Raw genomic sequence first — 22,642 nt, forward strand, 5'->3', positions numbered from 1 at the left:
TGACGCCCACCTGATCGAAGTGCTTCGCGACGAGTGGCTATCTGTGTGCTGTGTTGGCCAGGGCTCTTTGAGTTAGTGAGCTGTTCCCGCAGGACAAGCCTGCCCGGTAGCGACCCCGGTCTTGCGTGCCGAGAGCCCACCCCGGCGGCTATGCATGTACGTGTGTGTTGTAACGGCTGTCGCGTTGTACGGAGGACACCTCACGGGCCTCCCGGCGGGAGCCGACCCCGCCACCACTCGCCCATCCCGAAGTCGCTGGATGCGGCTCCGATCTTCACTGTGCCACGCGCACGCAGAGATCAAACCTCCGAAACCGCCCACCGCGTAGGGATTCGGGGCGTGTGTGGTTGTCCGTTGATGACCGCTGGCGCCCGGTGGCGTCCGCTGACGACTGGCCGCACACAGCTATAAGTGATGCAGATCACAATGTAAGAGGCCCCGGTCGGTCTTCACCTCCGGGGCCTCGACGGTGGCGGGTCTCAGGCTTCGCGCCAGATCGGCTCTAGAAGATCGGGGTCGAACTTACTGCGGCTGCCGTTTCCCTTGCCCGCCGGGTGCACGATGATCGCGTGGAAGCACTCCCGCACATAAGTGCGCTTCTGTGAGATGTCCAACCGATCATCATCGGTCTCGGAATACCACCGTCGCCGAATGTCTGTCACGTCTCTCTCGGCCTGCTGTGCGGCCAACTCGTACCGCGCACGGTCAGCACGGAGACGCGCTATCTCCGGCTCTAGATCCTCGATCAACTGAAAGAACAGCTCATTCGTGATCTTGCGCTGACGGAAACGGTCACGGAGTTCTCTCATCTGCCCCTCGCGTTCTTCAAGCTCTGCCTGTCCTGGCCAGGGGCCTACTTCGCGGGCAGCAACGGCGCCGCGCTCTTCGAGCTTGGCCAATACCGCCTCGGAGACGAACTCCTCAAGCTTGTCCCCCCGGCGCGCCAAAGCTCCACAACCTCCCTGCGCCTTGGACTTACAGAAGTAGCGAAAGGTCCCTCTCTTGCGGTTGTTGAGCACGCGAAGCTTTGTGTTGCACATTGTTCCATCAGGCAGGATGCGACCGCATCGGAGAACCCCGGTGAGAAGATAACGATGCTCGGTGTGATCACGCGGCAAGGGCTGGCGAACGCTCCCATCCTCCTTGAGAACGTTTCCCTTGCGCGTTTCAAAGATCGCGCGAAGAGCTTCCCACTGTTCAGTCGAAATGATCGGCTCCCATTCACCCTCAACGGGCACGCCATCCTTCTCGACCAATTCACCTTTGATCATCCGCCATCCGCAGAGACGCGGGTTTGCCAGCATCTTACGTGTGGGGCTGGTGGTCCAATCGTTCCCGCGCGGCGTCTTGAGCCCCCTCTCTTGCCACTCCTTCACGATGGAGTTGAGCGAGCGACCTCCGATAAACTCTCCCACTGCCTTGCGAATCGCGGCGGCCTCGACCGGGTCGAGAGTGACTCGGTCCTCTTTCCATCCGAAAGCGCGACCCCCGGTCGGTACCGCACCCTTTTCTGCGCGTCCTCGGTGCCATTGCCGGACACGTCGGCGCATCTTCTTCACTTCCATGCGGGAGATCACCGCACCCATGAGTCCCATGGACTCGACGTCTTCGCTATAGAGGTCTTTGAACCCCCGTGCGTCGGCGTACACCCTGCCCTCTTCCAGGGTGATCGCGTCTACGAACCGCTCATAGTCGCCTGCTCGCCGGATGAGTCGGTCGTCAGCAACGACGATGCAGCCTGAAACGGGCGTACCGTCTGCGAGCTTGCCCACACGGATGACCTTGAGCATGGCCTCGAAATCATCACGCCGAACGTTGTCCTTCGCCGCTGACTTGTCGTTGTCCTTGAAGCGCTTGACGATGCGGCACCCGAGACGGGCGGCGGTCTGCTCGTTGACCGCCTGCTGGTCTTCTACCGTGTGCTCGTCCTTCGCCTTGTCGGCGCTGGCGCGGACGTAGTCCACCACGGGGATCAGGTCACGCTGCGTAGCCACTGCGGGTACCTCCAGAAGTATCCTAGTTCGTCCTTCTGGCATCCGCAGGTCACCCGGCTCCTCCCCGCGGTACTGCTGTTCGACGCGGCGGGGCTCGGGCTGTTCTGCGCGACCGGGACGCTGAAGGCGCTGGAGCACGGGCTGTCGCCGCTGCACTCGGTGCTGCTCGGCGTGGTCACGGCGGTCGGCGGCGGCATCCTGCGGGACGTGCTGAGCGGGCAGATCCCCTCGGTGCTCTACGACCGGCAGCTCTACGCGCTCCCGGCGATGCTGGGGGCCGCGGTGATGGCCGTCGCGTACACGGCGGACCTGCACGGCGGCACCGTCACCGCGGGCGCGGCGGTGCTGGCGACCGGGCTGCGGGTGCTGGCGATGCGGTACGGGTGGCGGACGCCCCGCCCCCGCGGCGTCCCCGACTGACCCCTTGCGCCGCCCCTCCCCCGCGTCCGGCCAGGGGGCTTTTTCGTTACTCGCCTGTTCGGGGGGTAACGTCACGGTCATGGGGCGGATCACCGTGCGCAGGCCCGTGCTGAGGCTGAGCACCACAGGAACGGGCGGGCGGCGTCCCGACACACTCGCGGTCGAGGAGCCCCTGGAGATCCGCGTGGCGGGCAAACCGCTCACGATCACGATGCGGACCCCCGGGCACGACTTCGACCTCGTCGCGGGCTTCCTGGCGGCCGAGGGCGTCATCGCGGGCGCGGCCGACCTGACCGCGATGCGCTACTGCGCCGACACCGAGGAGCAGAACACCCTCGACGTGACGCTGGCGCCGGACGTGCCCGCGCCCGACGACTCGATGACGCGCGCGTTCGCGACGACCAGCGCGTGCGGGGTGTGCGGGAAGTCCAGCATCGAGGCGCTGCGCGCCGACCGCCCCTACGAGGTCGCGGGCGACCCGGTGCGGCTGACCCCGGCGGTGCTGGCGGCGCTGCCGGAGCGGCTGCGGGAGGCGCAGCGCGTCTTCGACCGGACGGGCGGCCTGCACGCGGCGGGCCTGTTCGACGCCGCCGGGACGCTGCTGGCCGTCCGGGAGGACGTCGGGCGGCACAACGCGGTCGACAAGGTCGTCGGCTGGGCGCTGCGCGCGGGCCTGCTGCCGCTCGCGGGGCACGTGCTGATGGTCAGCGGGCGGGCGTCCTTCGAGCTGACCCAGAAGGCGGCGCAGGCGGGAATCCCGGTGCTGGCGGCCGTGTCGGCGCCGTCGTCGCTCGCGGTGGACCTCGCGTCCGACGCGGGCATGACGCTCGTCGGCTTCCTGCGCGGCGACACGATGAACGTCTATTCGGGCGCCGAGCGCATCATCCGCTGAACGCGGCACTCGATGAACACGGCACTCGATGAACACGGGTACCCGACCGCCTAGGGTGATCGACATGGCGGACGCGGTGGTCATCGGAGCGGGACCCAACGGGTTGGTCGCGGCCAACCTCCTGGCCGACGCGGGCTGGGACGTGGAGGTCCTGGAGGCGCAGCCCGAGCCGGGCGGGGCGGTGCGCAGCGACCGGGGCGTCCACCCCGACTACGTCAGCGACCTGTGCAGCGCCTTCTACCCGCTCGGCGTCGCGTCCCCGGTGATGCGGGCGCTGCGGCTCCAGGAGCACGGCCTGCGGTGGCGGCACGCCCCGGCCGTGCTCGCGCACCCGCTGCCGGACGGGCGGTCCGCCATCCTGGAGCGCGACCCCGAGGCCACCGCCGCGAGCCTGGACGCGCTCGGCGCCGGCGACGGCAAGGCGTGGCTGCGCCTGTACGGGATGTGGGAGAAGGTCGGCGAGGAGCTGCTGGAGGCGCTGTTCGGCCCGTTCCCGCCCGTCCGCGCCGCACTGCCGCTGGCCGCCGCCGCGCGGCGCGCGGGCGGGCTGCGCGTCCTGCGGACGCTGCTGGCACCGGTGCGCACGCTCGGCGAGCAGGAGTTCGCCGGTCCCGGCGGGCCGCTGCTGCTGGCCGGGTCGGCGCTGCACACCGACGCGTTCCCCGAGACGACGGGCGGCGCCGCGTACGGGTGGCTGCTGGCGATGCTCGGGCAGCGCTACGGCTGGCCGGTGCCGGAGGGCGGCGCGGGCGAGCTGACGGCCGCGCTCGTCCGGCGGCTGGAGTCGCGCGGCGGACGGCTCCGTTGCGACACGCCGGTCACCTCGGTCGTCGTCCGGAACGGGCGGGCCCTCGGCGTCCGCACCGCGGGCGGGGAGGCGGTGCGGGCCAGGCGGGCGGTGCTGGCGGACGTGTCGGCGCCCGCGCTCTACGGCGGGCTCGTCGGCTGGTCCGACCTGCCCGGTCCCCTGCGCGAGGACATGCGGCGCTTCCACTGGGACAACGCCACGTTCAAGGTCGACTGGGCGCTGTCCGGCCCGATCCCCTGGGCGTCGGACGGCACCGGACGGGCGGGCACCGTGCACCTGTCCCCCGGCATGGACGCGCTCACCGGCTACAGCGCGCAGCTCGCGAGCGGCCGCGTGCCGTCCGAGCCGTTCGCGCTGCTCGGCCAGATGACGACCGCCGACCCCGCCCGCTCCCCCGCCGGGACGGAGTCGGTGTGGGCCTACACGCACGTCCCGCACCGGGTCGCGGGCGACGCCGGGCCCGACAGGATCACCGGTGCCTGGGACGAGCGGGAACAGGTGGCGATGGCCGACCGGCTGGAGTCGGTGATCGAGCGCCTCGCGCCCGGCTTCCGCGACCGCGTCGCCGCGCGCCGGATCATCGCGCCGCCCATGTTCTCCGAGCACGACGCCAACCTCCCGAACGGCGCGCTCAACGGGGGGACGGGGCTGGCGCACCAGCAGTTCGTGCTGCGTCCCGTCCCCGGCCTCGGACGCGCGGAGACGCCGGTCGCGGGCCTGTTCCTGGCGTCGGCGGCGGCGCACCCGGGCGGCGGCGTGCACGGCGCGTGCGGCGCCAACGCGGCGCGCGCGGCCCTCGCCCACGACCGGCCCGCCGGGCGCCTGCTGCTCACCCCCGGCCTGGAGGCCCTCCGCCGCCTCCTCACGTAATCCAGATGTTTGGACAAATGCCCAGATAAATGGCCGTTTGCGGCTTTTATCCGGGTTAGTGAGCTGGAAGGGTTTACCGCCGTGGGGTTTTCCCCACGCCCGGAACATGCGACCTTGGCAGGAGGAAGCCCGGCGACCGGCCCCCGGCGGCCGTCGCGCCACGGGGCCGAACCGGCAGCGGAGCGTGAGGCATGCGGATTCGCGACATCCTGCGGCGGAAGGGAGACACGGTGGCCACGGTGCGGCCCGAGGCCACCGTGCGGCAGCTGCTCGCCGTCCTGGCCGAGCACAACATCGGGGCGGCGGTCGTCTCGCCCGACGGCGCGACGATCACCGGCATCGTCTCCGAGCGCGACGTCGTGCGGCGGCTGCACGACCGCGGCGCGGCGCTGCTCGACCGCCCGGTCACCGAGATCATGACCGCGGAGGTCCGCAGCTGCGCTCCCGACGACCGGGTCGAGGACCTGCGCCGCACGATGACCGAGCACCGGTTCCGGCACGTGCCCGTCGTGCTGGACGGGCGGCTCGCCGGGATCGTCAGCATCGGCGACGTCGTCAAGAGCGCGATCGACGAGTTGCAGAGCGAGCGCGAGCACCTGGTCGACTACATCCAGCGCGCGCCCTAATTTATAAAGCCCCGGCCCAAGGCACTCGCCTGGCGGCTCGTACCTTGACCGTGCCTTGGCGGGCGCGGAATCGCTTCGCGATCTTCCCGGTGGGGGCCTCGCCTCCGGCGTCGGCCCCCACCGCTCAGCTAACGCGCCCGCGCGGTGGCTGAGGTCGCTGCGCAGCCCCGTCCGGGCCCCCTGGGGCGGCTCAGACGTAGGCGGGGACGGGGCGGGCGGCGGGGGCCTCCCGTACCTCCTGGTAGACGTGCGCGAGCCGCTCGACCGCGAGGCGCAGCGTGCCGGGCGGCAGCACGTACGGCAGCCGGACGTAGTCCTCCAGCACGCCGTCGGCGCCGAACACCGGGCCGGGCGCCACCCGCACGCCGGCACGCTCGGCCGCCTCGGCGAGCCGCGTCGCGACCGGCGCGTCGAGCCGCGCCCACAGCGACATCCCGCCGTCGGGCAGCTCGAACTCCCAGCTCGGGAGCCCCTCACGGAGCGCCTCGGCGAGGGCGTCGCGGCTCCGCCGCAGGGTCGCGGCACGGTCGGCGCGGACCTCCTCCAGCCGTAGCAGCAGCTCGCGGACGATCAGCTGGTCCAGCACGGGGCTCGCCATGTCGAACGGCTCGCGGGCGACCGTCAGGCGGCGCGCCAGCGGCGCCGTCGTGCGGATCCAGCCGATCCGCAGCCCGCCCCACAGCAGCTTGGACGCCGACCCGACGCTGACCACCCGGCCGCCGGTGTCGAACGCGGCGAGCGGCGGCTCGCGCGGTGCGTCCGGGTCGAGCGCGAGGTCGGCGAAGGTCTCGTCGACCACGAGGAACGCGTCGGCGCGGCGCGCGGCGCCGACCAGCGCGTCCCGGTCCTCGGCCGGCATCAGGCGCCCGGTCGGGTTCTGGAAGTCGGGGATCATGTAGGCCATCCGGACGGCGGCCTGCCGCATGCCGCCCGCGACCAGCTCCAGGTCCCAGCCCTCGTTCACCCCGACCGGGACGAGCCGGACGCCGCGCCCGCGCAGCGCGCCGAGCGCGTGCGGGTAGGTCGGCCGCTCCACCATGACCGCGTCGCCCGGCTCGGCCAGCGAGTGCGTCAGCAGCGTGAACGCGTGCTGCGCGCCGGTCGTGACGACGATCTGGTCGGGCCGGGTGGGGACGCCGCGCGCCGCGTACCCGGCGGCGACGACCTCGCGCAGGCTCGCGAGCCCGGCGGGCTCGTAGCCGGGGCCCGCGCTGTGCCGGGGCAGCTCGGCGACGGCGGCGGCGACGGCCTCCTCGAAGATCGCCGGGGCGCCGGGGGTGGCGCAGCCGAGGTCGATGAACCCGTCCACGTCGGGCACCGGGTGGGCCCTGCCGTACCGCCTGCCCGCGGCGGGCGCCGCCTCCGCGGGCGGGCGCGCCGACCAGCGCCCAGGGGGCAGGGCCGTCCAGCTCCCCGCGCCCTGCCTGCTGGCGACGTGGCCCTCTTCGCGGAGCCGGTCGTAGGCGGCGGTGACGGTGGTGCGGCTGACGCCGAGCGCGGCGGCCAGGTCGCGTTCGGCGGGCAGGCGGGTGCGCGGGGCGAGCCGTCCGTCCTGGATCAGGCCGCGGACGGCGCCGGCGAGCGCCGCGTAGACGGGCCGCTCGCGCGGGACGTCGCCGAGGAGCCGGGCCAGGTGCGGTCCGCTGACGTAACGCGTGCTCACACGAACCCCCTTATAGGGCCACAATCCCATATTGGCCCTGGTGAATCCAGGCCACTCTAGGCGATGATGGGTCAAAGCAAACCAAAACCGACTTCGGAGCGCGACAATGGCCTTGATGGTACGCCGGCTGGTCCAGCTCTACGCTGGATTGGCCCTGTACGGGCTCGGGATCGCCCTCCAGGTGAGGTCCGATCTCGGCAACGCCCCGTGGGACGTCCTGCACCAGGGCCTGTCCCGGCGCGTCGGGCTCTCGATGGGCGCGTGGATCGTCATCGCGGGCGCGCTGGTGATGCTCGCCTGGATCCCGCTGCGGCAGCGCCCCGGCCTCGGGACGGTCAGCAACGTCGTCCTCGTCGGCGTCTTCGCCGACCTGTCCCTGTGGCTGCTGCCCGATCCCGACGCGCTCGCCGCCCGCTGGGCCTACCTGGTGGGCGCCGTCCTCGTCGGCGGGTTCGCCACCGGCTGCTACATCGGCGCGGGCCTCGGGCCCGGCCCGCGCGACGGCCTGATGACCGGCATCGCGGCGCGGGGCCACTCGATCCGCGCCGTCCGCACCGGTATCGAGGTGAGCGTGCTGGCCGCGGGCTGGCTGCTGGGCGGCACGGTCGGGCTGGGAACCGTCCTGTACGCGTTCGCGATCGGCCCGCTCGCGCACGTGTTCCTGCCCGCGCTGACCGTCCGCAAGCCGGAGCACGCGCCGGACGGTCTAGAGGACGAGGCGGACCACCTGGTCCGCCAGGGCGGATAGCAGCGGCGCGGCCCCCGACCTCAGCTCCTCCAGCGTGCGGGGGCCGTCGGCCAGGCTGAAGGCGGCGGTGAGGCCGAGCGCGTGCAGCTCCTCCAGCGGGCCCGCGACTCCCCCGGCCAGCGCGACGGCCCGGACGCCGCGCTCCCGCGCGAGCGCGGCGACGGCGGAGACGACCTTGCCGGAGGCGGACTGCCCGTCCACCCGTCCCTCCCCGGTGATCACCAGATCGGCGCCGGCGAGCGCGGCGGGCAGCCCGACGGCCTCGGCGACCAGCGCGGCGCCGGGGGCGGGCTCGGCCCCGAGGGCTCCGGCGAGGCCGCCGCAGGCGCCACCGGCCGCGCCCGCACCGGGCAGGTCGTGGACGCGGACGCCGTAGCGGTCCGCGAGGACGTCGGCGAACCGGGTGAGCGCCGCGTCCAGCTCGCGGACCTGGGCGGGCGTCGCGCCCTTCTGCGGGCCGAACACGGCCGCGGCGCCGGACGGCCCGGTCAGCGGGTTCACGACGTCGCAGGCGACGCGGAACCGGGTGGCGCGGACCTCGGCGGGCACGCCGGCGTCGTCGACGACGGCCAGCCGGGCCAGCGCCGCGCCGCCCGGGGGGAGCTCGGCGCCGGAGGCGTCCAGGAACCGGAACCCGAGCGCGCGCAGCAGCCCGGCGCCGCCGTCGGTGCTGGCGCTGCCGCCGACGCACACGAGCACCTCGCGCGCCCCGCGCCGGACCGCATCCGCGACCAGCTGGCCGGTGCCGGTGGTGGCTGCGCCCAGCGGGTCGGGCGCGGCGTCCTCGACCAGTGGCAGCCCGGACGCGGCGGCCAGCTCCACGACCGCCGACGTCCCCCCGCCCGGGAGCTCGCCCGACAGCGCGTAGCGGGCCGTGACCGGGCGGCCCAGCGGGTCGACGGCCGCGACCTCGACCTCCGTGCCGCCGCGCGCGCCGAGGAAGCAGTCGAGCGTGCCCTCCCCGCCGTCGGCCATCGGCACCTGGACGACCTCGGCGGCGGGCGCGGCCCGGCGGACGCCCGCCGCGATCGCGGCGCAGGCGTCCCGGGCGGTCAGGCTGCCCTTGAACGAGTCGGGAGCGACGACCACCCGCATCACGGTCAGCGTTCGGCGGTGTGGGCGGCGAGGACCGAGGTCAGCTCCTCGGGCAGCACCAGCGCGCCGCCCTCGTAGCGGGTCTCCAGCGGGCGCAGCGCGCCCGCCCGCCACCAGTACAGGTTCTGGCTGATCGAGCCGGGGCCCTCCTCGTAGGCGCGGTGGGCCTGCGCCTGGAGCTCGCGCGCGGCGGCCGCGGCGGCGCGGTAGCGGGCCCGGGGCGACGGCTCGGCGTTCCGCAGCGGGTGCGCGACGATCAGGCCGCGGTTCGGCGCGATGACCAGCGCGCCGGACGGCCCGATCGGCAGGTACTCCTCCAGCCACGCCAGGTGCGTCGCGGTGTAGAACGTCCAGCCGTGCAGGACGGACACGCGGGTGCCGCCGAGGTCCTGCTCGTCGTGCTGGAGCGGCCCGTCGCCGCGCACGTTGTCGCGGCCGAGCATGAACAGCGCGTCGCCGGAGACCGGCCAGCCGTGCATCTCGTGCGCCGACAGCGTCCGGACGCTGGTCGGGGTGTCGACGACCACGGCCTCGATCAGGCCGGGCGCGAACGGGCGGGAGGCGAGCTGGCCGTTGTCGTCCTCGGCGGGGTAGATGCGGGTGCGCAGCAGGTGCTGGGCGAGGTCGAAGTCGGACAGGTCGAGCGGCTCCTCCATCGCGGTCACGATGGTGGTGACCTGGTCGGCCACCAGCGCCGGCCAGTCGTCGCGGGGCACCAGCCGCGCGAGCTGCCGCAGGTCGCGCATGCGGACGGGCAGCTGGTAGGCGCCCTGGAGCAGCATCGCGTCGCCGGGCGCGCGGCGGCAGGCGTAGCCGAGGCTCTCGGCGACCAGCACCACCAGCGATTCGAGGGTCCCGTCGTCCCAGGGGTCCGGGCGGGCGTGCCGGCCGCTCATCGCGCACCTCCCGGCGCTCGCAGGGTCAACGCGCCCGCGTCCAGCCGGGCGGGGGCGCCGAGCTCCAGCGTGCGCTGGCGCGGGCCGTGCCCGGCGGGGACGCCGGCGAGCACCGGCACGCCGAGCGGGCCGAGTCGGGCGGCGAAGACGGTGTCCAGCTCCTCGGGGTCGCCGGACCGTTCCCACGAGCCGAGGACCACCCCCGCCGCGCCGTCGAACCACCCCGCCTGGAGCAGCTGGACGAGCATCCGGTCGATCCGGTAGGGCGCCTCGGAGACGTCCTCCAGCAGGACGACGCGCCCCGCCGCAGGGGGTGGCGCGTAGGGGGTGCCGAGCAGCGCGACGAGCAGCGCGAGCGTGCCACCGGTCAGCGGCCCTTCGGCGCGGCCCTCCCGCAACGCCCGGGTGCCGACCAGCGGCCCCTGCTCCTCGCGGAACAACGCGCCCCGCAGCCCCTCGAACGTCTCGACATCGGCAGCGTCCACATCGGGAACGCGACCCGCGTCCCCGGCCTGGGCCGCGCCGCCGGTTCGGCTCGCGTCAGCCGTCCGGCTGGCGGCGGCCGGTCGGGGCGCGGCGGCGAGGTGGGAGGCGGCGGTGAGGTCGGCGATGCGGCCCGCGGGCATGGGGCCGAAGGACGTCGTGATGCCGAGGCGCGCGCCGAACGCGACGTGCAGGGCGGTGATGTCGCTGGAGCCGTGCAGGATCTTGGGCCCGGACCCGGTGCGCTCGGCCTCCCGGGTGGCGGCGGCGAGCGCGTCCCAGTCGAGGTGGTCGAGGACGCGGGTGGCGCCGTACCCGCCGCGCGCGCAGACCACCGCGCGGACGCGCGGGTCGCACCAGGCGGCCTCCAGGTCGGCGGCGCGGTCGGCGTCGCCGCCCGCGAGCCGGTGCCAGTCCTCCCGGAGGGGCCCCGGCGCGCCGAGGTTGACTCGGTCGAGGGCGTGCTTGCCGACCACGACGTCAAGGCCGAGGTCGCGCAGGACGGCGCAGCCGGCCTCCAGCCGCGCCGGGTCGGCGGGGCCGCTCGGCGCGACGACCGCGATCCGGTCACCGGGACGCAACCCCCTGTACCGGCGGATGTCGGACGCGTTCGACCGGCCGCCGGGCAACCCGGCGGCGGAATCGCCGGACGACCCGTCGGCCGCCTCGGCGCGGGCGCCCCCGATCATCAACCGAATCCTCCTCGCACCGCGACGGATAGAGCTTGTCAGGATCCGGACGCCAGCGGAAGGGGCGGCCGGTCACGACCCGCCAACAGATCATCTCGCCTCCCGGGGACCTTCCGCGACCCGGGATTCGGACAGGTCGCACGGAGCGTCACGGTCCGACCGCCGCCGAAAGATGCCAAACTTGTTCGGGTATGAGGTCGACGCCGCACATCCTTGTGATCAACGGCACCAAGGTCCGCCGCCCGGTCTTCGTCCTGGGCGCACCCCATTGCGGTGCGGACCTGCTGGCCCGTGCGGTGAAACGGTCCGCCGGGTTCCATCTGACCACGGGCCGTCCCGGCGTCCTGCGGGTCACCTACGCCTTCGCGCGGCAGCCGTCGATCGCCACGGAGCGTGGCCAGGGAGCGGCGCGCGTGCTCCGCGACGCCTACGCCGAGGCGTGGCAGGTGTCCGCGCGGGCCTGCGCGGAGTGCCCGGCCGAGTGCCGCGAGCTGGCCGGGCTGCCGCCGCGCGTCCCCGAGGGGGAGCCTTCCGAGCCGTGCGTGGCCCGGGGCGGGATCGCGCGGTTCGCCGACGCCTCCCCCGACCTGATCTACAGCGCCGACGTGCTGCTGGACGCCTTCCCCGACGCCCAGCTCGTCCAGGTGATCAGGGACGGCCGGGACGCGGTCGCCGACATGCTCGACGACGACCGCTGCCTCGCCTGGTTCAAGCCGGGCCTGGCCAACCTCGACGCGGTGTTCCCCAACGCGTTCCTCGGCGTCGAGGACCACACCGAGCGCAGCCGCTGGCCGCGCGCCGCCCCCGCCGTCAAGTGCGCGCTGCGCTGGCGGGGCTCGGTGCGGCTCAGCGCGCGGCTGCGGCAGCAGGTCCCGGAGGAGCAGCTGCACACCGTCCGGTACGAGGAGCTGGTCGCCCGGCCGCGGCGGGTCGCCACCGACCTGTCGGAGTTCCTGGACGCGGCCGTCTCCAGGACGGTCCTGACCGGCCTCGTGAGGGCCGGCGGCCGGGACGCGGCGCGCGACCCGGCGGCCGAGCACGGCGTCGGGTCGTGGCGGGAGCGGCTGTCGCCCCGGCAGCTCGCCCAGGTCGAGAAGGTCGCCGGGACGGAGCTGCGCAGGCTCGGCTACCGGCTCACCGCCGACGCCTGAGTGCCGCTCGCCTCGCCGTTGCCGGACGGGGCGTCCAGGCCGTCGCCGTCGCCGTCGTCCCGCTGGCGGGCGAACTGCGTGCGGTACAGCTCGGCGTACAGGCCGCCGCGCAGCAGCAGCTCCTCGTGGCGGCCGCGCTCGGCGACCCGCCCGTCCTCGATCACGAGGATCTGGTCGGCCTCGCGGATCGTGGAGAGCCGGTGCGCGATCACCAGCGACGTGCGCCCGGCCAGGGCGGTCTTCAGCGCCCGCTGGACGGCCGCCTCGGACTCGGAGTCCAGGTGCGCGGTCGCCTCGTCCAGCACGACCACCGACGGCGCCTTCAGCAGCAGCCGCGCGATCGCCAGCCGCTGCTTCTCCCCGCCCGACAGCCGGTAGCCGCGGTCGCCGACGACCGTGTCCAGGCCCTCGGGCATCGCGGCGACCAGCCCGCCGATCTGCGCCGAGCCGAGCGCGGCGAGGATCTCCTCGTCGGTGGCCTCCGGGCGGGCGTAGCGCATGTTCTCGCGGATCGTGTCGTGGAAGAGGTGCGCGTCCTGGCTGACCACGCCGACCTCCGCGCGCAGCGAGTCGAGCGTGACGTCGCGGACGTCGTGGCCGCCGACCCGGACCGCGCCGTCCGACACGTCGTACAGCCGGGAGACCAGGTGCGTGATCGTGGACTTGCCCGCGCCCGACGGCCCGACGAGCGCGACGAGCTGCCCGGGCGCCGCCGTGAAGTGCACGTCGTGCAGGACCTCGCGGCCGGGTGCGGTGTCGGTCCGCGCGATCGACTCCAGCGAGGCCAGCGACACCTCCTCCGCCGAGGGGTAGGCGAACCGGACGTGGTCGAACTCGACCGCGGGCGCGCCGGTACCCGGCTTGCCGGGCGCCGTACCGGCCGCCGCCTTGTCACCGTTCACGGGCGTCCCCGAGGTCTCCAGCGCGCGGGCGTCCTCGCGGTCGCGGATCAGCGGCTTGAGGTCGAGCACCTCGAACACCCGGTCGAAGCTGACGAGGGCGGTCATCACGTCCACGTGGACGTTGGACAGCGCGGTCAGCGGCCCGTACATGCGGGTCAGGAGCGTGGCGAGGGCGACCAGCGTGCCGAGCTCGAAGCCGCCGTCCACGACGAGGACGCCGCCGACGCCGTACACCATCGCCGTGGCGAGCGCGGCGACCAGCGTCAGCGCCGTGAAGAACACGCGGCCGTACATCGCCGCGACGATCCCGATATCGCGGACGCGCGCGGCCCGCTGGGAGAAGTTCTCCTCCTCCTCCACCGGCCGCCCGTACAGCTTGGCCAGCATCGCGCCCGCCACGTTGAACCGCTCGGTCATCAGCGAGCTCATCTCGGCGTCCAGCACCATCTGCTCGCGGCTGATCCGCGACAGCCGCCGTCCGACCCACTTGGCGGGCAGCACGAACACCGGGAGCAGCAGCAGCGCGATCAGCGTCACCTGCCAGGACAGGATCAGCATCGTCACCAGCACCAGGATCAGGCTGATCACGTTGGACACCACCGAGGAGAGCGTGGTGGTGAGGGCGCGCTGCGCGCCGATGACGTCGTTGTTGAGGCGGCTGACGAGCGAGCCGGTCTGGGCGCGCATGAAGAACGCGACGGGCTGGCGCTGGACGTGGCCGAACACCTGCGTGCGCAGGTCGTAGATCAGGCCCTCGCCGATGCGCGCCGAGTACCAGCGCTGCGCGAGCCCGAGCACCGCCTCCAGCAGCGCGAGCCCGCCGACCGCGAGGGCGAGCCACATGACGACGTTGTCGCGTTCCGGAATGATGCCGCGGTCGATGATCGCCTTGAGCAGCAGCGGGTTGGCGACGACGATCACCGCCGCGACCGTGTTCAGCGCGAGGAACAGCACCAGCTCGCGGACGTACGGGCGCGCGTAGCCCGCGATCCGCCTGACCGTGCCGGGCTTGAGCTTCTGCTGGGTGACCGAGCCGTCCCGGCGGAACGAGGCCATCACCTGCCAGCCGCTGCCCGGCGATCCCGGCATCCCCACATGTGCCTCCGAGGGGTCGCTGCCCCGCCCGCTGCGGACCACAGGCGGAACAAGTAGTTGAACAAGTAAGCATCGACGTAATCAAGTAAGCATCTCAGTGTCCGCTCGGATCAACGCGCCGTGCCCCCCGGCGCTTCCCGGCTCCGCTCACGGCGTAACCATCCCCTGACCCGGCGCGTCCACAACGTCCAATAACGGGCGATCTTATGGACTTCGTGCCGGTCCGGTAGTAGATGTGATCGACAACTTCAGGCTCACATCCCCCCAGGAGCCCCTCAGTGAGACGACGCTTCCCGCGAAGCGGCGCCGGCGTGATCACCCTCACCGCCGCGCTGCTCGCCACCACCGCGCTCCCGGCGGGCGCCGCCGCGCCCACGAGGCCGGCGCGCGCGCCCGAGACCGTCCCTCGCCTGACGGTGAGCGGCAGCGAGACCCAGCCGGTCTTCTCCCGTGCCGACGCGGTCACCCAGACCGTCGACATCGAGACGACCGTCGACAGCGACCACGACGGCGTCCGCGACCGCGTCCAGATGCGGATCATGCGACCGAAGGAGACCGCCACCGCGGGACTCAAGGTGCCGACGATCCTGGAGGCGAGCCCGTACTGGGCCGGCACCCACAACGTCGACAACCACCCGGTCGACATCGGCGACGCGGCGGCCAGGTCGCTGGCGCCGAGCAGGCGGAACCTCGCCGACATCTTCCCCGGCATCTACGACAACTACTTCCTGCCGCGCGGCTACGCCATCGCGAACCTCGACAGCATCGGGACGGGCGGCTCCACCGGCTGCCCGACGTCCGGCGACCGCAGCGAGCAGGCGGGCGCCAAGGCGGCGGTGGACTGGCTGAACGGCCGCGCCAAGGGCTTCGCGCCCGACGGCACGCCCGTGAAGGCCGACTGGTCGACCGGGAACGTCGGCATGATCGGCCAGTCCTACAACGGGACGCTGCCGAACATGGCGGCGGCGACCGGCGTCGAGGGGCTGAAGGCGATCGTGCCGATCGCGGGCATCTCCAGCTGGTACGACTACTACCGCGCCAACGGCGGCGTCCTCGCGCCGGGCGGCTACCAGGGCGAGGACCTCGACGTCCTCGCCAAGGCCGTGCTGACCCGGAAGAACCCCGAGGTCTGCGCGAAGATCATCGACGACATCGAGGCGAAGCAGGACCGCGAGACCGGCGACTACAGCCGGGTCTGGGCCGAGCGCGACTACGTCGGGCAGGCCCGGAAGGTCCGCGCGGCCGTCATGGTCGTGCACGGGCTGAACGACTGGAACGTCAAGGTCAAGAACTCCGTCCAGTGGTGGAACGCGCTGAAGCAGGCCGGGGTGCCGCGCAAGCTGTGGCTGCACCAGGCCAACCACGCGACGCCGTTCCGCTGGCGCCTGGAGGAGTGGCTGCGCCAGACGCACCACTGGTTCGACCGGTACCTGTACGGCATCCGCAACGGCATCGACAAGGAGCCGCGCGTCGACGTCGAGCGCGCCCCGGGGCAGTGGGAGACGGCCAAGGACTGGCCCGTCCCCGGCACCCGCACGGTCCCGCTGAGCCTCAACGCGGGCGACACGGGCGACGCGGGCCAGCCCGGCACGCTCGCGCTGCGTCCCCGGCACGGCGCCGACCAGTCGCTGGTGGACGCGGGCAAGACCAGGACCGCCGAGGAACTGCTGGTCAACGAGGACAAGGCCGACCCGAACCGGCTCGCCTACCTGACCCCGACCCTCAAGGCGCCGCTGCGCGTCAACGGGACGCCGGAGATGTCGGTCCGGGCGTCGCTGGACGGGCGGTCGCCGTACCTGACGGCGCTGCTGGTCGACTACGGCACCGACACGCGGCCGACCGGAGGCCGCCTCGACACCGGCGAGCGCGTCTGCTTCGGCCAGGGCGTCCCGGGCGACGACGGCTGCACCACCCGCCAGAAGCTGTACACCGAGACCGCGCCGTACAAGATCATCACACGCGGCTGGCTGGACGCGCGGAACCGGCACAGCCCGAGCCGCACCGAGCCGATCACGCCCGGCAAGGCCTATGACTTCCGCTGGGACTTCCAGCCGACCGACTACGTCGTCAAGGCGGGCCACCGCCTCGGCGTGATCGTCCTGTCCACCGACTACGACTACACGCTGCGCTACCCGGCGGGCACGAAGCTCACGCTCACGCCGGGCACCAGCAAGGTCCTGCTGCCGCTCGCGCGGGGAGGCCGCGAGTCCCTCCAGTAGCCCCTTCTCACCGTCCGCGGGCCGGTGCCGTCGTGTCCATGACGGCACCGGCCCGCGGCGTCCTAGCCGCATGGCCGCCTGGCCGCCTGGCCACCTAGGGCGTGTTTCAAAGTGGCCTCAGCCGTCACGCGGGCGCGTAGCTGAGCGGTGGGGCCGAAGCCGGAGGCGAGGCCCCACCGCGAAGATCGCGAAGCGATCCGCGCCCGCAAAGGCACGGTCACGGCCGCGAGCCGCCAGGCGAGCGGCCGTGACCGTGCCTTTGAAACACTGCCTAGCCGCGGCCGAACAGCGCGCGGAGGCGGCCGATCTGCTCCTGGCGCTCCGCGGCGCACTGCTGTTCGAGGGTGTTCCCGGGCGCCTGCCTGAGCAGGCGCTTGGTCGCGACGGCGGCACCGGCGTCCATCGCGAGCAGGGCCGCCACCAGGTCGGCGACGGCCCCGTCGAGGGCGTCGCGCGGGACGAGCGTCTCGGCCAGGCCGAGCCGCACGGCCTCCTCGGCGTGGACGGTGCGGGCGGTGAGGCACAGTTCGAGTGCGCGCGGCAGGCCGACGGCCTCGACGAGCGGCTTGGTGCCGGTCAGGTCGGGGACGAGCCCGAGCGCGGGCTCCTTCATGCAGAACGCGGTGTCGTCGGCGATGACGCGCAGGTCGCAGGCCAGGGCGAGCTGGAAGCCGCCGCCGATGGCGTGCCCGTGCACGGCGGCGATCGTGACGATCTCCGGGCGCCGCAGCCAGGTGTAGCCGTCCTGCAACCCGGCGATGAACCGGTCGGCCGCCTCGGCGTCGGTGCCGTCCGGGAAGCCGTCCCCGGAGGTGGAGGCGTCCCCGGAGAACTGGGCGAGGTCGATGCCCGCAGAGAACGAGGGCCCGGCGCCCTTCAGCACGACGACGCGCACCGCGGGCGGCAGGGACCGCCCGATGGCCGCGAGGCCCCGCCACATGGCGAAGGTCATCGCGTTGCGCCGCTCGGGACGGTTCAGCGTGACGGTCGCGACGGCGCCCGCGACGTCCAGCCGAAGGCCGGCCCCGGCGAGACCGTCCTCGTCCAGAGGGGTCCCGCCGAGTCCGGCCCCGTCGAGCCTGGGCTCGTCCGGACCGGGCCCGCGCAGGGCCGGTCCCGGTGCGTTGGCCGGTTCCGGTCCTGATCGCGCGCTCGCGTCCGTCATCGCGCTCCCTCCCCTGTGGCCCGTGGCCTCGCGGCCCGTGACCATGTTCCCGTGGCCTTGTATCCCGTGACCCTGGACCACCTGACCACATGGCCTGTGAACAGTGGCTCGGTGACAACACGGGCGCGGGGCCCGCGATCACGGCGGGAGGGAGGCGCGTCGGGCCCGTCCCGCGCTCTGGTGGGGCGGGCCCGAACCTGTCCTCCGCCGCGGCCGAACCCTACTCGGCCGGCCGCGGCGGCGGGTCAGGCGGTGCGCTCATCCGGGGGTCGGTGTCCGTTCAGGACTTCTTGCCCCGGGTCGCACCGCCGCGACCGCGCAGGTTGACTCCGGACTCGGTCAGAATCCGGTGGATGAACCCATACGAGCGGCCGGTGGCGGCTGCCAGGGCGCGGATGCTCTCGCCGGAGTCGTACCTCTTCTTGAGGTCCGCCGCCAGCTTGTCGCGCTCGGCACCGGTCACGCGGGTGCCCTTCTTGAGGGTCTCGGCCACGAGTACCTCCCGTAGTGATGTGGTGACCGCTGCGTTATCCCCCGCCATGATCAGTCATTCCCGCGCGTTCGGCTACCCACTCGGCCAGAAAAGATCTGCTGAAGGGCGTCCGCAGGTCACGCAAGTGCCACCAGATCAGCAAACTCGTCACTCCAGATGTCTTCGACACCATCCGGCAGCAAAATCACTCTTTCCGGCCGCAGCGCGTCCACGGCGCCCTCGTCGTGGGTCACCAGGACGATCGCTCCGGCGAACGTCCGCAGGGCCGCCAGGATCTCCGCGCGGCTGGCCGGGTCGAGGTTGTTGGTGGGCTCGTCCAGCAGCAGGACGTTCGCGCTGGACACCACCAGCATCGCCAGTGCCAGCCGGGTCTTCTCGCCGCCCGACAGCACGCCCGCGGGCTTGTCCACGTCGTCGCCGGAGAACAGGAACGAGCCGAGGATCTTGCGGACCTCGACCGGCGCCATCCCGGGCGCCGCCGACTGCATGTTCTCCAGCACCGAGCGCCCGACCTCCAGCGTCTCGTGCTCCTGCGCGTAGTAGCCGATGCGCAGCCCGTGCCCGGCCACGACCGTGCCCGTGTCGGGCTTGTCGACCCCGGCCAGCATGCGGAGCAGGGTCGTCTTGCCCGCGCCGTTCAGGCCCAGCACGACGACGCGGCTGCCCCGGTCGATGGCGAGGTCCACGTCGGTGAAAATCTCCAAAGATCCGTACGATTTCGACAAACCCTCCGCGGTGAGCGGAGTCCGGCCGCACGGCGCCGGATCCGGGAAGCGGATCTTGGCGACCTTGTCGGCCTGCCGCTCGCCCTCCACGCCCGCGAGGAGCTGCCTGGCGCGGCGGTCCATCTGCTGGGCCGCCTTCGCCTTGGTGGCCTTGGCGCGCATCTTGTCGGCCTGCGACAGCAGCGCGGACGCCTGCCGCTGGGCGTTGGCGGTCTCGCGCTTGCGGCGCCGCTCGTCGGTCTCGCGCTGGTCGAGGTACTTCTTCCAGCCGACGTTGTAGATGTCGATCACGCTGCGGTTGGCGTCCAGGTGGAAGACCCGGTTGACGACCGCGTCCAGCAGGTCCACGTCGTGGCTGATGACGACCAGGCCGCCCTGGTGGGACTTCAGGAAGTCGCGCAGCCACACGATCGAGTCGGCGTCCAGGTGGTTGGTCGGCTCGTCCAGCAGGAGGGTGTCGGCGTCGGAGAACAGGATGCGGGCCAGCTCGACGCGGCGCCGCTGGCCGCCCGACAGCGTCCCGAGCGGCTGGGTCATGACCCGGTCGGGCAGGCCCAGGCTGGAGGCGATGGAGGCCGCCTCCGCCTCGGCCGCGTAGCCGCCGAGGACGTGCAGCCGCTCCTCCAGCCGCCCGTACCGGCGGACGGCGCGGTCCCGCCCGGCCTCGGACGCGGTGGCCATCGCCTCCTCGGCGGCCCGCAGGTCGCGGATCACCTCGTCCAGGCCGCGGGCGGACAGGATGCGGTCGCGGGCCAGCTCCTCCAGGTCGACGCCGCGCGGGTCCTGCGGGAGGTAGCCGATGGTGCCCGAGGACGTCACGGCGCCCTGCGCGGGCAGCGCCTCCCCCGCCAGCACCTTCGTGAGGGTGGTCTTGCCGGCGCCGTTGCGGCCGACGAAGCCCACCCGGTCCCCGGGATTGACCCGGAAGGAGGCGGCCTCGATCAGCAGCCGGGACCCGGCGCGCAGCTCGATGTCGTTCGCGATGATCACAGTGACAGGGCTCCCCTGACGGACGGCTCGATGGACAGGCGCACGAAACGGCGCGCCGCGGTCGGGGTGACCGGGGCGCGCCTCGACGGCCTGTCAGCTCGGGAGCGAAACCATCCGCCCAGTGTACGCGACGCCCCGGTACGCCCGTCCCTGTCCGCGTGGGTCAGCCCTGGCGTTCGGACGAGAGCCGCTGGGTGATCGTGTGCTGGAGCCGCTGGAGACCGGACGTGCCGACCAGGCCGATCTGGCCCTCCAGGTCGCGCAGCAGCACGTCCTCGTTCATCACGACCTCCGAGGACTGCATGAGCACGGTGCCCGCGCCGGTGAAGTCGAACTGGTGCTCCTCGCCCGACGTCCCGCCGACCCCGAAGACCATCCGGGCGGTGCCGAACGCGCCGCGCATGTAGGAGTGGTCGTAGTGGTGGCACGGGGACGGGCAGTCCGCCCAGCCGAGCAGCGCCTGCGGGTCGACCCGGATCGGCGGCTCGACGAAGTGGACGGGCCCGTTGGAGGCCGCGACGAACCGTCCCGTCCCGATGAGGGTGAGGAACCCCGGGATGATCGACTGCTTGAGCTCCAGGCCCGGCTCGAACGCCAGCAGGTTGCCCGCGCGGACGGTGAGGTTCCCGTCGTCGAGGTCGAAGGAGTTCACGTCGAACCCCCGGTCGGCCAGCACGAGCTTGCCCTGCCCCTGCGCGACGATCCAGTCCCGCGCGTACAGCGGGGAGTTGAAGGTGTGGGCGACGAGGGCGTCCAGCGGCCCCGCCGACAGCGCCTCGAACCTGATCTGCCCGTAGTAGGCGATCATCTTGCCCTTCTGCGCGAACCACTGCCCGTTGAGGTCGACGCTGAAGGCGTAGGGGTTGACGTTGTCGTTGACCGGGAGCGTCCCGGGGTTCCAGGTCTGCGTGCCGAACGTGCTCACGGTCAGATCTTCCTCTCGCTGGCCTGGACGTAGACGACTCCGGAGCCGCTCAGCTCCAGCTGGAAGCCCTCGCCGGAGCCGCGTCCGATCAGCTCGCGCAGCCCGACCGCGGTGGTCAGCTTGTTCTGCACCTGGCCGCGGTGCGCGACGTACGCCTGCGGGTCGACGTGGACGGGGCGCTGCGGGCCGATCGGCAGCTCCATGACGCCGCCGTGCGACAGCAGCGCGCACGAGCCGTGCCCGGTGAGCGTCGTGGTGAACAGCCCCTGCCCGGTGACCGCGCCGCGGATCACGCCGCGCACGCCGCCCTGCTCGCCCATGAACATCGTCCCCACCTGGAGGGACGCGTCGTGCACCAGCAGCCGGTCGGCCTCGACGTACAGGGTGTCGGCGCCGTTCAGGTCGACGACCGTGACGTGCAGGCCGCCGTGCCCGAACATGACGCTGCCCTGCCCGGTGACGTGCATCATCGCGGACCGCTCGCCGGCGACGGCGCGTCCGATCGTGCCGCCGATGCCCTGCCCCGCCGTGACCGACGGCGCGAACTCCACCGGCCCGGTGTAGGCGAGCATCGCGCCGCGCTTGCTGTAGACCTCCTGCCCCGGGCCGACCGGCACCTGGAGCATCTTGGAGTTGATCGACTGGTATCCCGGCATCAGATCTCCAAGATTCCGCCGCGCTCGGCGGGCTGGACGTAGACCAGGCCGTGCCCCTGGTAGCGGAACTGCACGCTCTCCCCCGACCCCTGGCCGATCACCGTGCGCCAGTTGACGTCGGTGACGACGTCCTGCTGGAGCTGCCCGTGGTGGGCGACGTAGGCGTGCGGGTCGACGCACAGCGGCGTCTGCGGGGTCACCTCCAGCGCGATCGCCGGGCCGTCCGACAGCACCGCGACCGTGCCGTGCCCCTCGACCTTGGTGGTGGCGAGGCCCTGCCCGGTGCCCATCCCCCGCAGTCCGATGAACTGGACGCCGGTCCTCAGACCCCCGTCCAGCGCCAGCAGGCTCTCGGACTCGACGAACAGCGTGTCGCCCGTGAGCTGGACGAGCGTGACCTCCGTCGCCTCGCTCGCCAGGTACACCGTCCCCTGCCCGGTGATCTCCATGAGCGTCATGCCCTCGCCCGCGATCTTCCGCTTCAGGGCCCCGCGCAGGCCCTCGCCGCCCGTCATGCCCTGCCGCTTGAACGCCATCTGGCCCTCGTAGGCGACCATGGAGCCGTTCAGCGCCCGGACCGTCTCCCCGGCGAGGTCGACGGCGAGCATTTTCGAGCCGTTCATTCGAAATTGCGCCACGGACGGAGAACATACCGGCACCGGGGCCGCGCGCACCGGCGCGTTGCCGGTCCGCGCCGCCGGCGTTTCGGGGAGGATGGTGACCATGTGGATCGCTCCCGAACGCCGCAGCCTCAGCCGGTGGGCCGTACCCGGGCTCGTCCTGGCAGCGGGGGTGGTGGTCGGAGCCGTGCTGGCCGCCGACGGGCGGAGCGGGACGGCCCTGACCGCGCTCGCCGCGCTCACCGGGTACGCGGGCTACCTCGCCTACCGCCGCAACGAGCCCGCGCTGCCCCTGGGCGAGGGCTTCGGCTCGGGCCACCGGGCCCGCGCGCACCTGCGCGCCGCCGCGATGACCGGCGACGTGGTGACGGTCGCGGTGGTGGCGGCGCTGGTCGTCCAGGCGCTGCGCGGCGCCGACATCGCCCCCTACGCCTGGCTCGCCGCGCTCGCGGGCGGCACCTACCTGCTGTCGGCCCTCGCGGGCGGCCGCGGCCTGTAGCCGGAAGGCGCGGCCTGT

Annotated in this window: 20 protein-coding genes; 8 read left to right on the forward strand and 12 right to left on the reverse strand. The window is 73.0% G+C overall.

Annotation, left to right across the window (positions count from 1 at the left end):
• Positions 1-479: 479 nt before the first annotated feature.
• Positions 480-1,967: a recombinase family protein gene (locus tag K2F47_RS37940; protein ID WP_242911093.1), complete on the reverse strand. Its 1,488-nt coding sequence runs from the start codon at positions 1,965-1,967 to the stop codon at positions 480-482.
• Here K2F47_RS37940 and K2F47_RS37945 point away from each other — a divergent pair.
• From K2F47_RS37945 to K2F47_RS37960, 4 genes are all read left to right on the forward strand, one after another.
• Positions 1,920-2,414, forward strand: a complete 495-nt coding sequence (locus tag K2F47_RS37945; RefSeq protein ID WP_242911094.1) for a trimeric intracellular cation channel family protein — start codon at positions 1,920-1,922, stop codon at positions 2,412-2,414. The genes K2F47_RS37940 and K2F47_RS37945 overlap by 48 nt on opposite strands.
• A 79-nt stretch (positions 2,415-2,493) precedes the next feature.
• A complete protein-coding gene (gene fdhD, locus K2F47_RS37950) occupies positions 2,494-3,306 on the forward strand; it encodes a formate dehydrogenase accessory sulfurtransferase FdhD (protein WP_242911095.1) in 813 nt (270 codons plus the stop codon).
• 64 nt (positions 3,307-3,370) lie between these two features.
• The gene (locus K2F47_RS37955) at positions 3,371-4,984 is read left to right on the forward strand and encodes a phytoene desaturase family protein (protein WP_242911096.1); all 1,614 of its coding nucleotides are present in this window, start codon (positions 3,371-3,373) and stop codon (positions 4,982-4,984) included.
• Between the two features lie 191 nt (positions 4,985-5,175).
• Positions 5,176-5,610 carry a CBS domain-containing protein gene (locus K2F47_RS37960; RefSeq protein WP_242911097.1) on the forward strand — a complete coding sequence of 145 codons (435 nt, stop codon included), beginning with the start codon at positions 5,176-5,178 and terminating at the stop codon, positions 5,608-5,610.
• Positions 5,611-5,800: 190 nt separating this feature from the next.
• Here the strand turns inward: K2F47_RS37960 and yczR are convergent, their stop codons facing one another.
• On the reverse strand, positions 5,801-7,303 hold the full coding sequence (gene yczR / locus K2F47_RS37965; RefSeq protein ID WP_372490992.1) for a MocR-like transcription factor YczR: 1,503 nt from the start codon (positions 7,301-7,303) through the stop codon (positions 5,801-5,803).
• A 76-nt stretch (positions 7,304-7,379) separates the two neighbouring features.
• Here yczR and yczE point away from each other — a divergent pair, with 76 nt between their 5' ends.
• On the forward strand, positions 7,380-8,021 hold the full coding sequence (gene yczE, locus K2F47_RS37970) for a membrane protein YczE (protein ID WP_242911099.1): 642 nt from the start codon (positions 7,380-7,382) through the stop codon (positions 8,019-8,021).
• On the opposite strand, the gene K2F47_RS37975 is transcribed toward yczE, so the two are convergent.
• The 3 genes from K2F47_RS37975 to K2F47_RS37985 are packed head-to-tail and all read right to left on the reverse strand — an operon-like array spanning position 7,980 to position 11,184.
• Entirely contained in the window at positions 7,980-9,116 is a 1,137-nt protein-coding gene (locus K2F47_RS37975) for a glycerate kinase (RefSeq protein WP_242911100.1), read from the reverse strand. The two genes, yczE and K2F47_RS37975, sit on opposite strands and share 42 nt — an antisense overlap.
• Positions 9,117-9,121: 5 nt before the next feature.
• A complete protein-coding gene (locus tag K2F47_RS37980; RefSeq protein WP_242911101.1) occupies positions 9,122-10,012 on the reverse strand; it encodes a hypothetical protein in 891 nt (296 codons plus the stop codon).
• A complete protein-coding gene (locus K2F47_RS37985; RefSeq protein WP_242911206.1) occupies positions 10,009-11,184 on the reverse strand; it encodes a S66 peptidase family protein in 1,176 nt (391 codons plus the stop codon). The genes K2F47_RS37980 and K2F47_RS37985 overlap by 4 nt, the downstream gene beginning before the upstream one ends.
• Positions 11,185-11,375: 191 nt before the next feature.
• On the opposite strand from K2F47_RS37985, the gene K2F47_RS37990 reads away from it, so the two are divergent.
• Positions 11,376-12,335 carry a sulfotransferase family protein gene (locus K2F47_RS37990; protein WP_242911102.1) on the forward strand — a complete coding sequence of 320 codons (960 nt, stop codon included), beginning with the start codon at positions 11,376-11,378 and terminating at the stop codon, positions 12,333-12,335.
• On the opposite strand, the gene K2F47_RS37995 is transcribed toward K2F47_RS37990, so the two are convergent.
• Entirely contained in the window at positions 12,311-14,326 is a 2,016-nt protein-coding gene (locus K2F47_RS37995) for an ABC transporter ATP-binding protein (protein WP_242911103.1), read from the reverse strand. The two genes, K2F47_RS37990 and K2F47_RS37995, sit on opposite strands and share 25 nt — an antisense overlap.
• Positions 14,327-14,610: 284 nt before the next feature.
• Here K2F47_RS37995 and K2F47_RS38000 point away from each other — a divergent pair, with 284 nt between their 5' ends.
• Positions 14,611-16,551 (forward strand): Xaa-Pro dipeptidyl-peptidase, encoded by a 1,941-nt coding sequence (locus K2F47_RS38000; protein ID WP_242911104.1) that lies wholly within the window; start codon positions 14,611-14,613, stop codon positions 16,549-16,551.
• A gap of 271 nt (positions 16,552-16,822) precedes the next feature.
• On the opposite strand, the gene K2F47_RS38005 is transcribed toward K2F47_RS38000, so the two are convergent.
• The 6 genes from K2F47_RS38005 to K2F47_RS38030 form a co-directional block, all read right to left on the reverse strand.
• A complete protein-coding gene (locus K2F47_RS38005; protein ID WP_242911105.1) occupies positions 16,823-17,716 on the reverse strand; it encodes an enoyl-CoA hydratase/isomerase family protein in 894 nt (297 codons plus the stop codon).
• Between the two features lie 280 nt (positions 17,717-17,996).
• Positions 17,997-18,209, reverse strand: coding sequence for a helix-turn-helix domain-containing protein (locus K2F47_RS38010; protein WP_021596738.1), 213 nt, complete (start codon positions 18,207-18,209; stop codon positions 17,997-17,999).
• Positions 18,210-18,325: 116 nt separating this feature from the next.
• The gene (locus tag K2F47_RS38015; protein ID WP_242911106.1) at positions 18,326-19,924 is read right to left on the reverse strand and encodes an ABC-F family ATP-binding cassette domain-containing protein; all 1,599 of its coding nucleotides are present in this window, start codon (positions 19,922-19,924) and stop codon (positions 18,326-18,328) included.
• 163 nt (positions 19,925-20,087) lie between these two features.
• The gene (locus K2F47_RS38020; RefSeq protein ID WP_242911107.1) at positions 20,088-20,849 is read right to left on the reverse strand and encodes an AIM24 family protein; all 762 of its coding nucleotides are present in this window, start codon (positions 20,847-20,849) and stop codon (positions 20,088-20,090) included.
• 2 nt (positions 20,850-20,851) lie between these two features.
• Positions 20,852-21,505 (reverse strand): AIM24 family protein, encoded by a 654-nt coding sequence (locus K2F47_RS38025; protein WP_242911108.1) that lies wholly within the window; start codon positions 21,503-21,505, stop codon positions 20,852-20,854.
• Positions 21,505-22,143 (reverse strand): AIM24 family protein, encoded by a 639-nt coding sequence (locus K2F47_RS38030; RefSeq protein ID WP_242911109.1) that lies wholly within the window; start codon positions 22,141-22,143, stop codon positions 21,505-21,507. The genes K2F47_RS38025 and K2F47_RS38030 overlap by 1 nt, the downstream gene beginning before the upstream one ends.
• Positions 22,144-22,228: 85 nt before the next feature.
• Here K2F47_RS38030 and K2F47_RS38035 point away from each other — a divergent pair, with 85 nt between their 5' ends.
• Positions 22,229-22,624 (forward strand): ABC transporter permease, encoded by a 396-nt coding sequence (locus K2F47_RS38035; RefSeq protein ID WP_156216837.1) that lies wholly within the window; start codon positions 22,229-22,231, stop codon positions 22,622-22,624.
• The last annotated feature ends 18 nt before the right edge of the window (positions 22,625-22,642 follow it).

The organism is Actinomadura terrae (genome assembly GCF_022751215.1).
Classification (GTDB): Bacteria; Actinomycetota; Actinomycetes; order Streptosporangiales; family Streptosporangiaceae; genus Spirillospora; species Spirillospora terrae.

Bases quoted from the DNA above. Each gene is read 5' to 3' on its own strand.
- K2F47_RS37990 (WP_242911102.1), top strand. From the start codon at position 11,376: ATGAGGTCGACGCCGCACATCCTTGTGATCAACGGCACCAAGGTCCGC.
- K2F47_RS38035 (WP_156216837.1), top strand. From the start codon at position 22,229: ATGTGGATCGCTCCCGAACGCCGCAGCCTCAGCCGGTGGGCCGTACCC.
- K2F47_RS37955 (WP_242911096.1), top strand. From the start codon at position 3,371: ATGGCGGACGCGGTGGTCATCGGAGCGGGACCCAACGGGTTGGTCGCG.
- K2F47_RS37995 (WP_242911103.1), bottom strand. From the start codon at position 14,326: ATGCCGGGATCGCCGGGCAGCGGCTGGCAGGTGATGGCCTCGTTCCGC.
- K2F47_RS37960 (WP_242911097.1), top strand. From the start codon at position 5,176: ATGCGGATTCGCGACATCCTGCGGCGGAAGGGAGACACGGTGGCCACG.
- K2F47_RS37975 (WP_242911100.1), bottom strand. From the start codon at position 9,116: ATGCGGGTGGTCGTCGCTCCCGACTCGTTCAAGGGCAGCCTGACCGCC.
- K2F47_RS38005 (WP_242911105.1), bottom strand. From the start codon at position 17,716: ATGACGGACGCGAGCGCGCGATCAGGACCGGAACCGGCCAACGCACCG.
- yczE (WP_242911099.1), top strand. From the start codon at position 7,380: ATGGCCTTGATGGTACGCCGGCTGGTCCAGCTCTACGCTGGATTGGCC.
- yczR (WP_372490992.1), bottom strand. From the start codon at position 7,303: ATGGGATTGTGGCCCTATAAGGGGGTTCGTGTGAGCACGCGTTACGTC.
- fdhD (WP_242911095.1), top strand. From the start codon at position 2,494: ATGGGGCGGATCACCGTGCGCAGGCCCGTGCTGAGGCTGAGCACCACA.
- K2F47_RS37980 (WP_242911101.1), bottom strand. From the start codon at position 10,012: ATGAGCGGCCGGCACGCCCGCCCGGACCCCTGGGACGACGGGACCCTC.
- K2F47_RS37985 (WP_242911206.1), bottom strand. From the start codon at position 11,184: ATGATCGGGGGCGCCCGCGCCGAGGCGGCCGACGGGTCGTCCGGCGAT.
- K2F47_RS38025 (WP_242911108.1), bottom strand. From the start codon at position 21,505: ATGCCGGGATACCAGTCGATCAACTCCAAGATGCTCCAGGTGCCGGTC.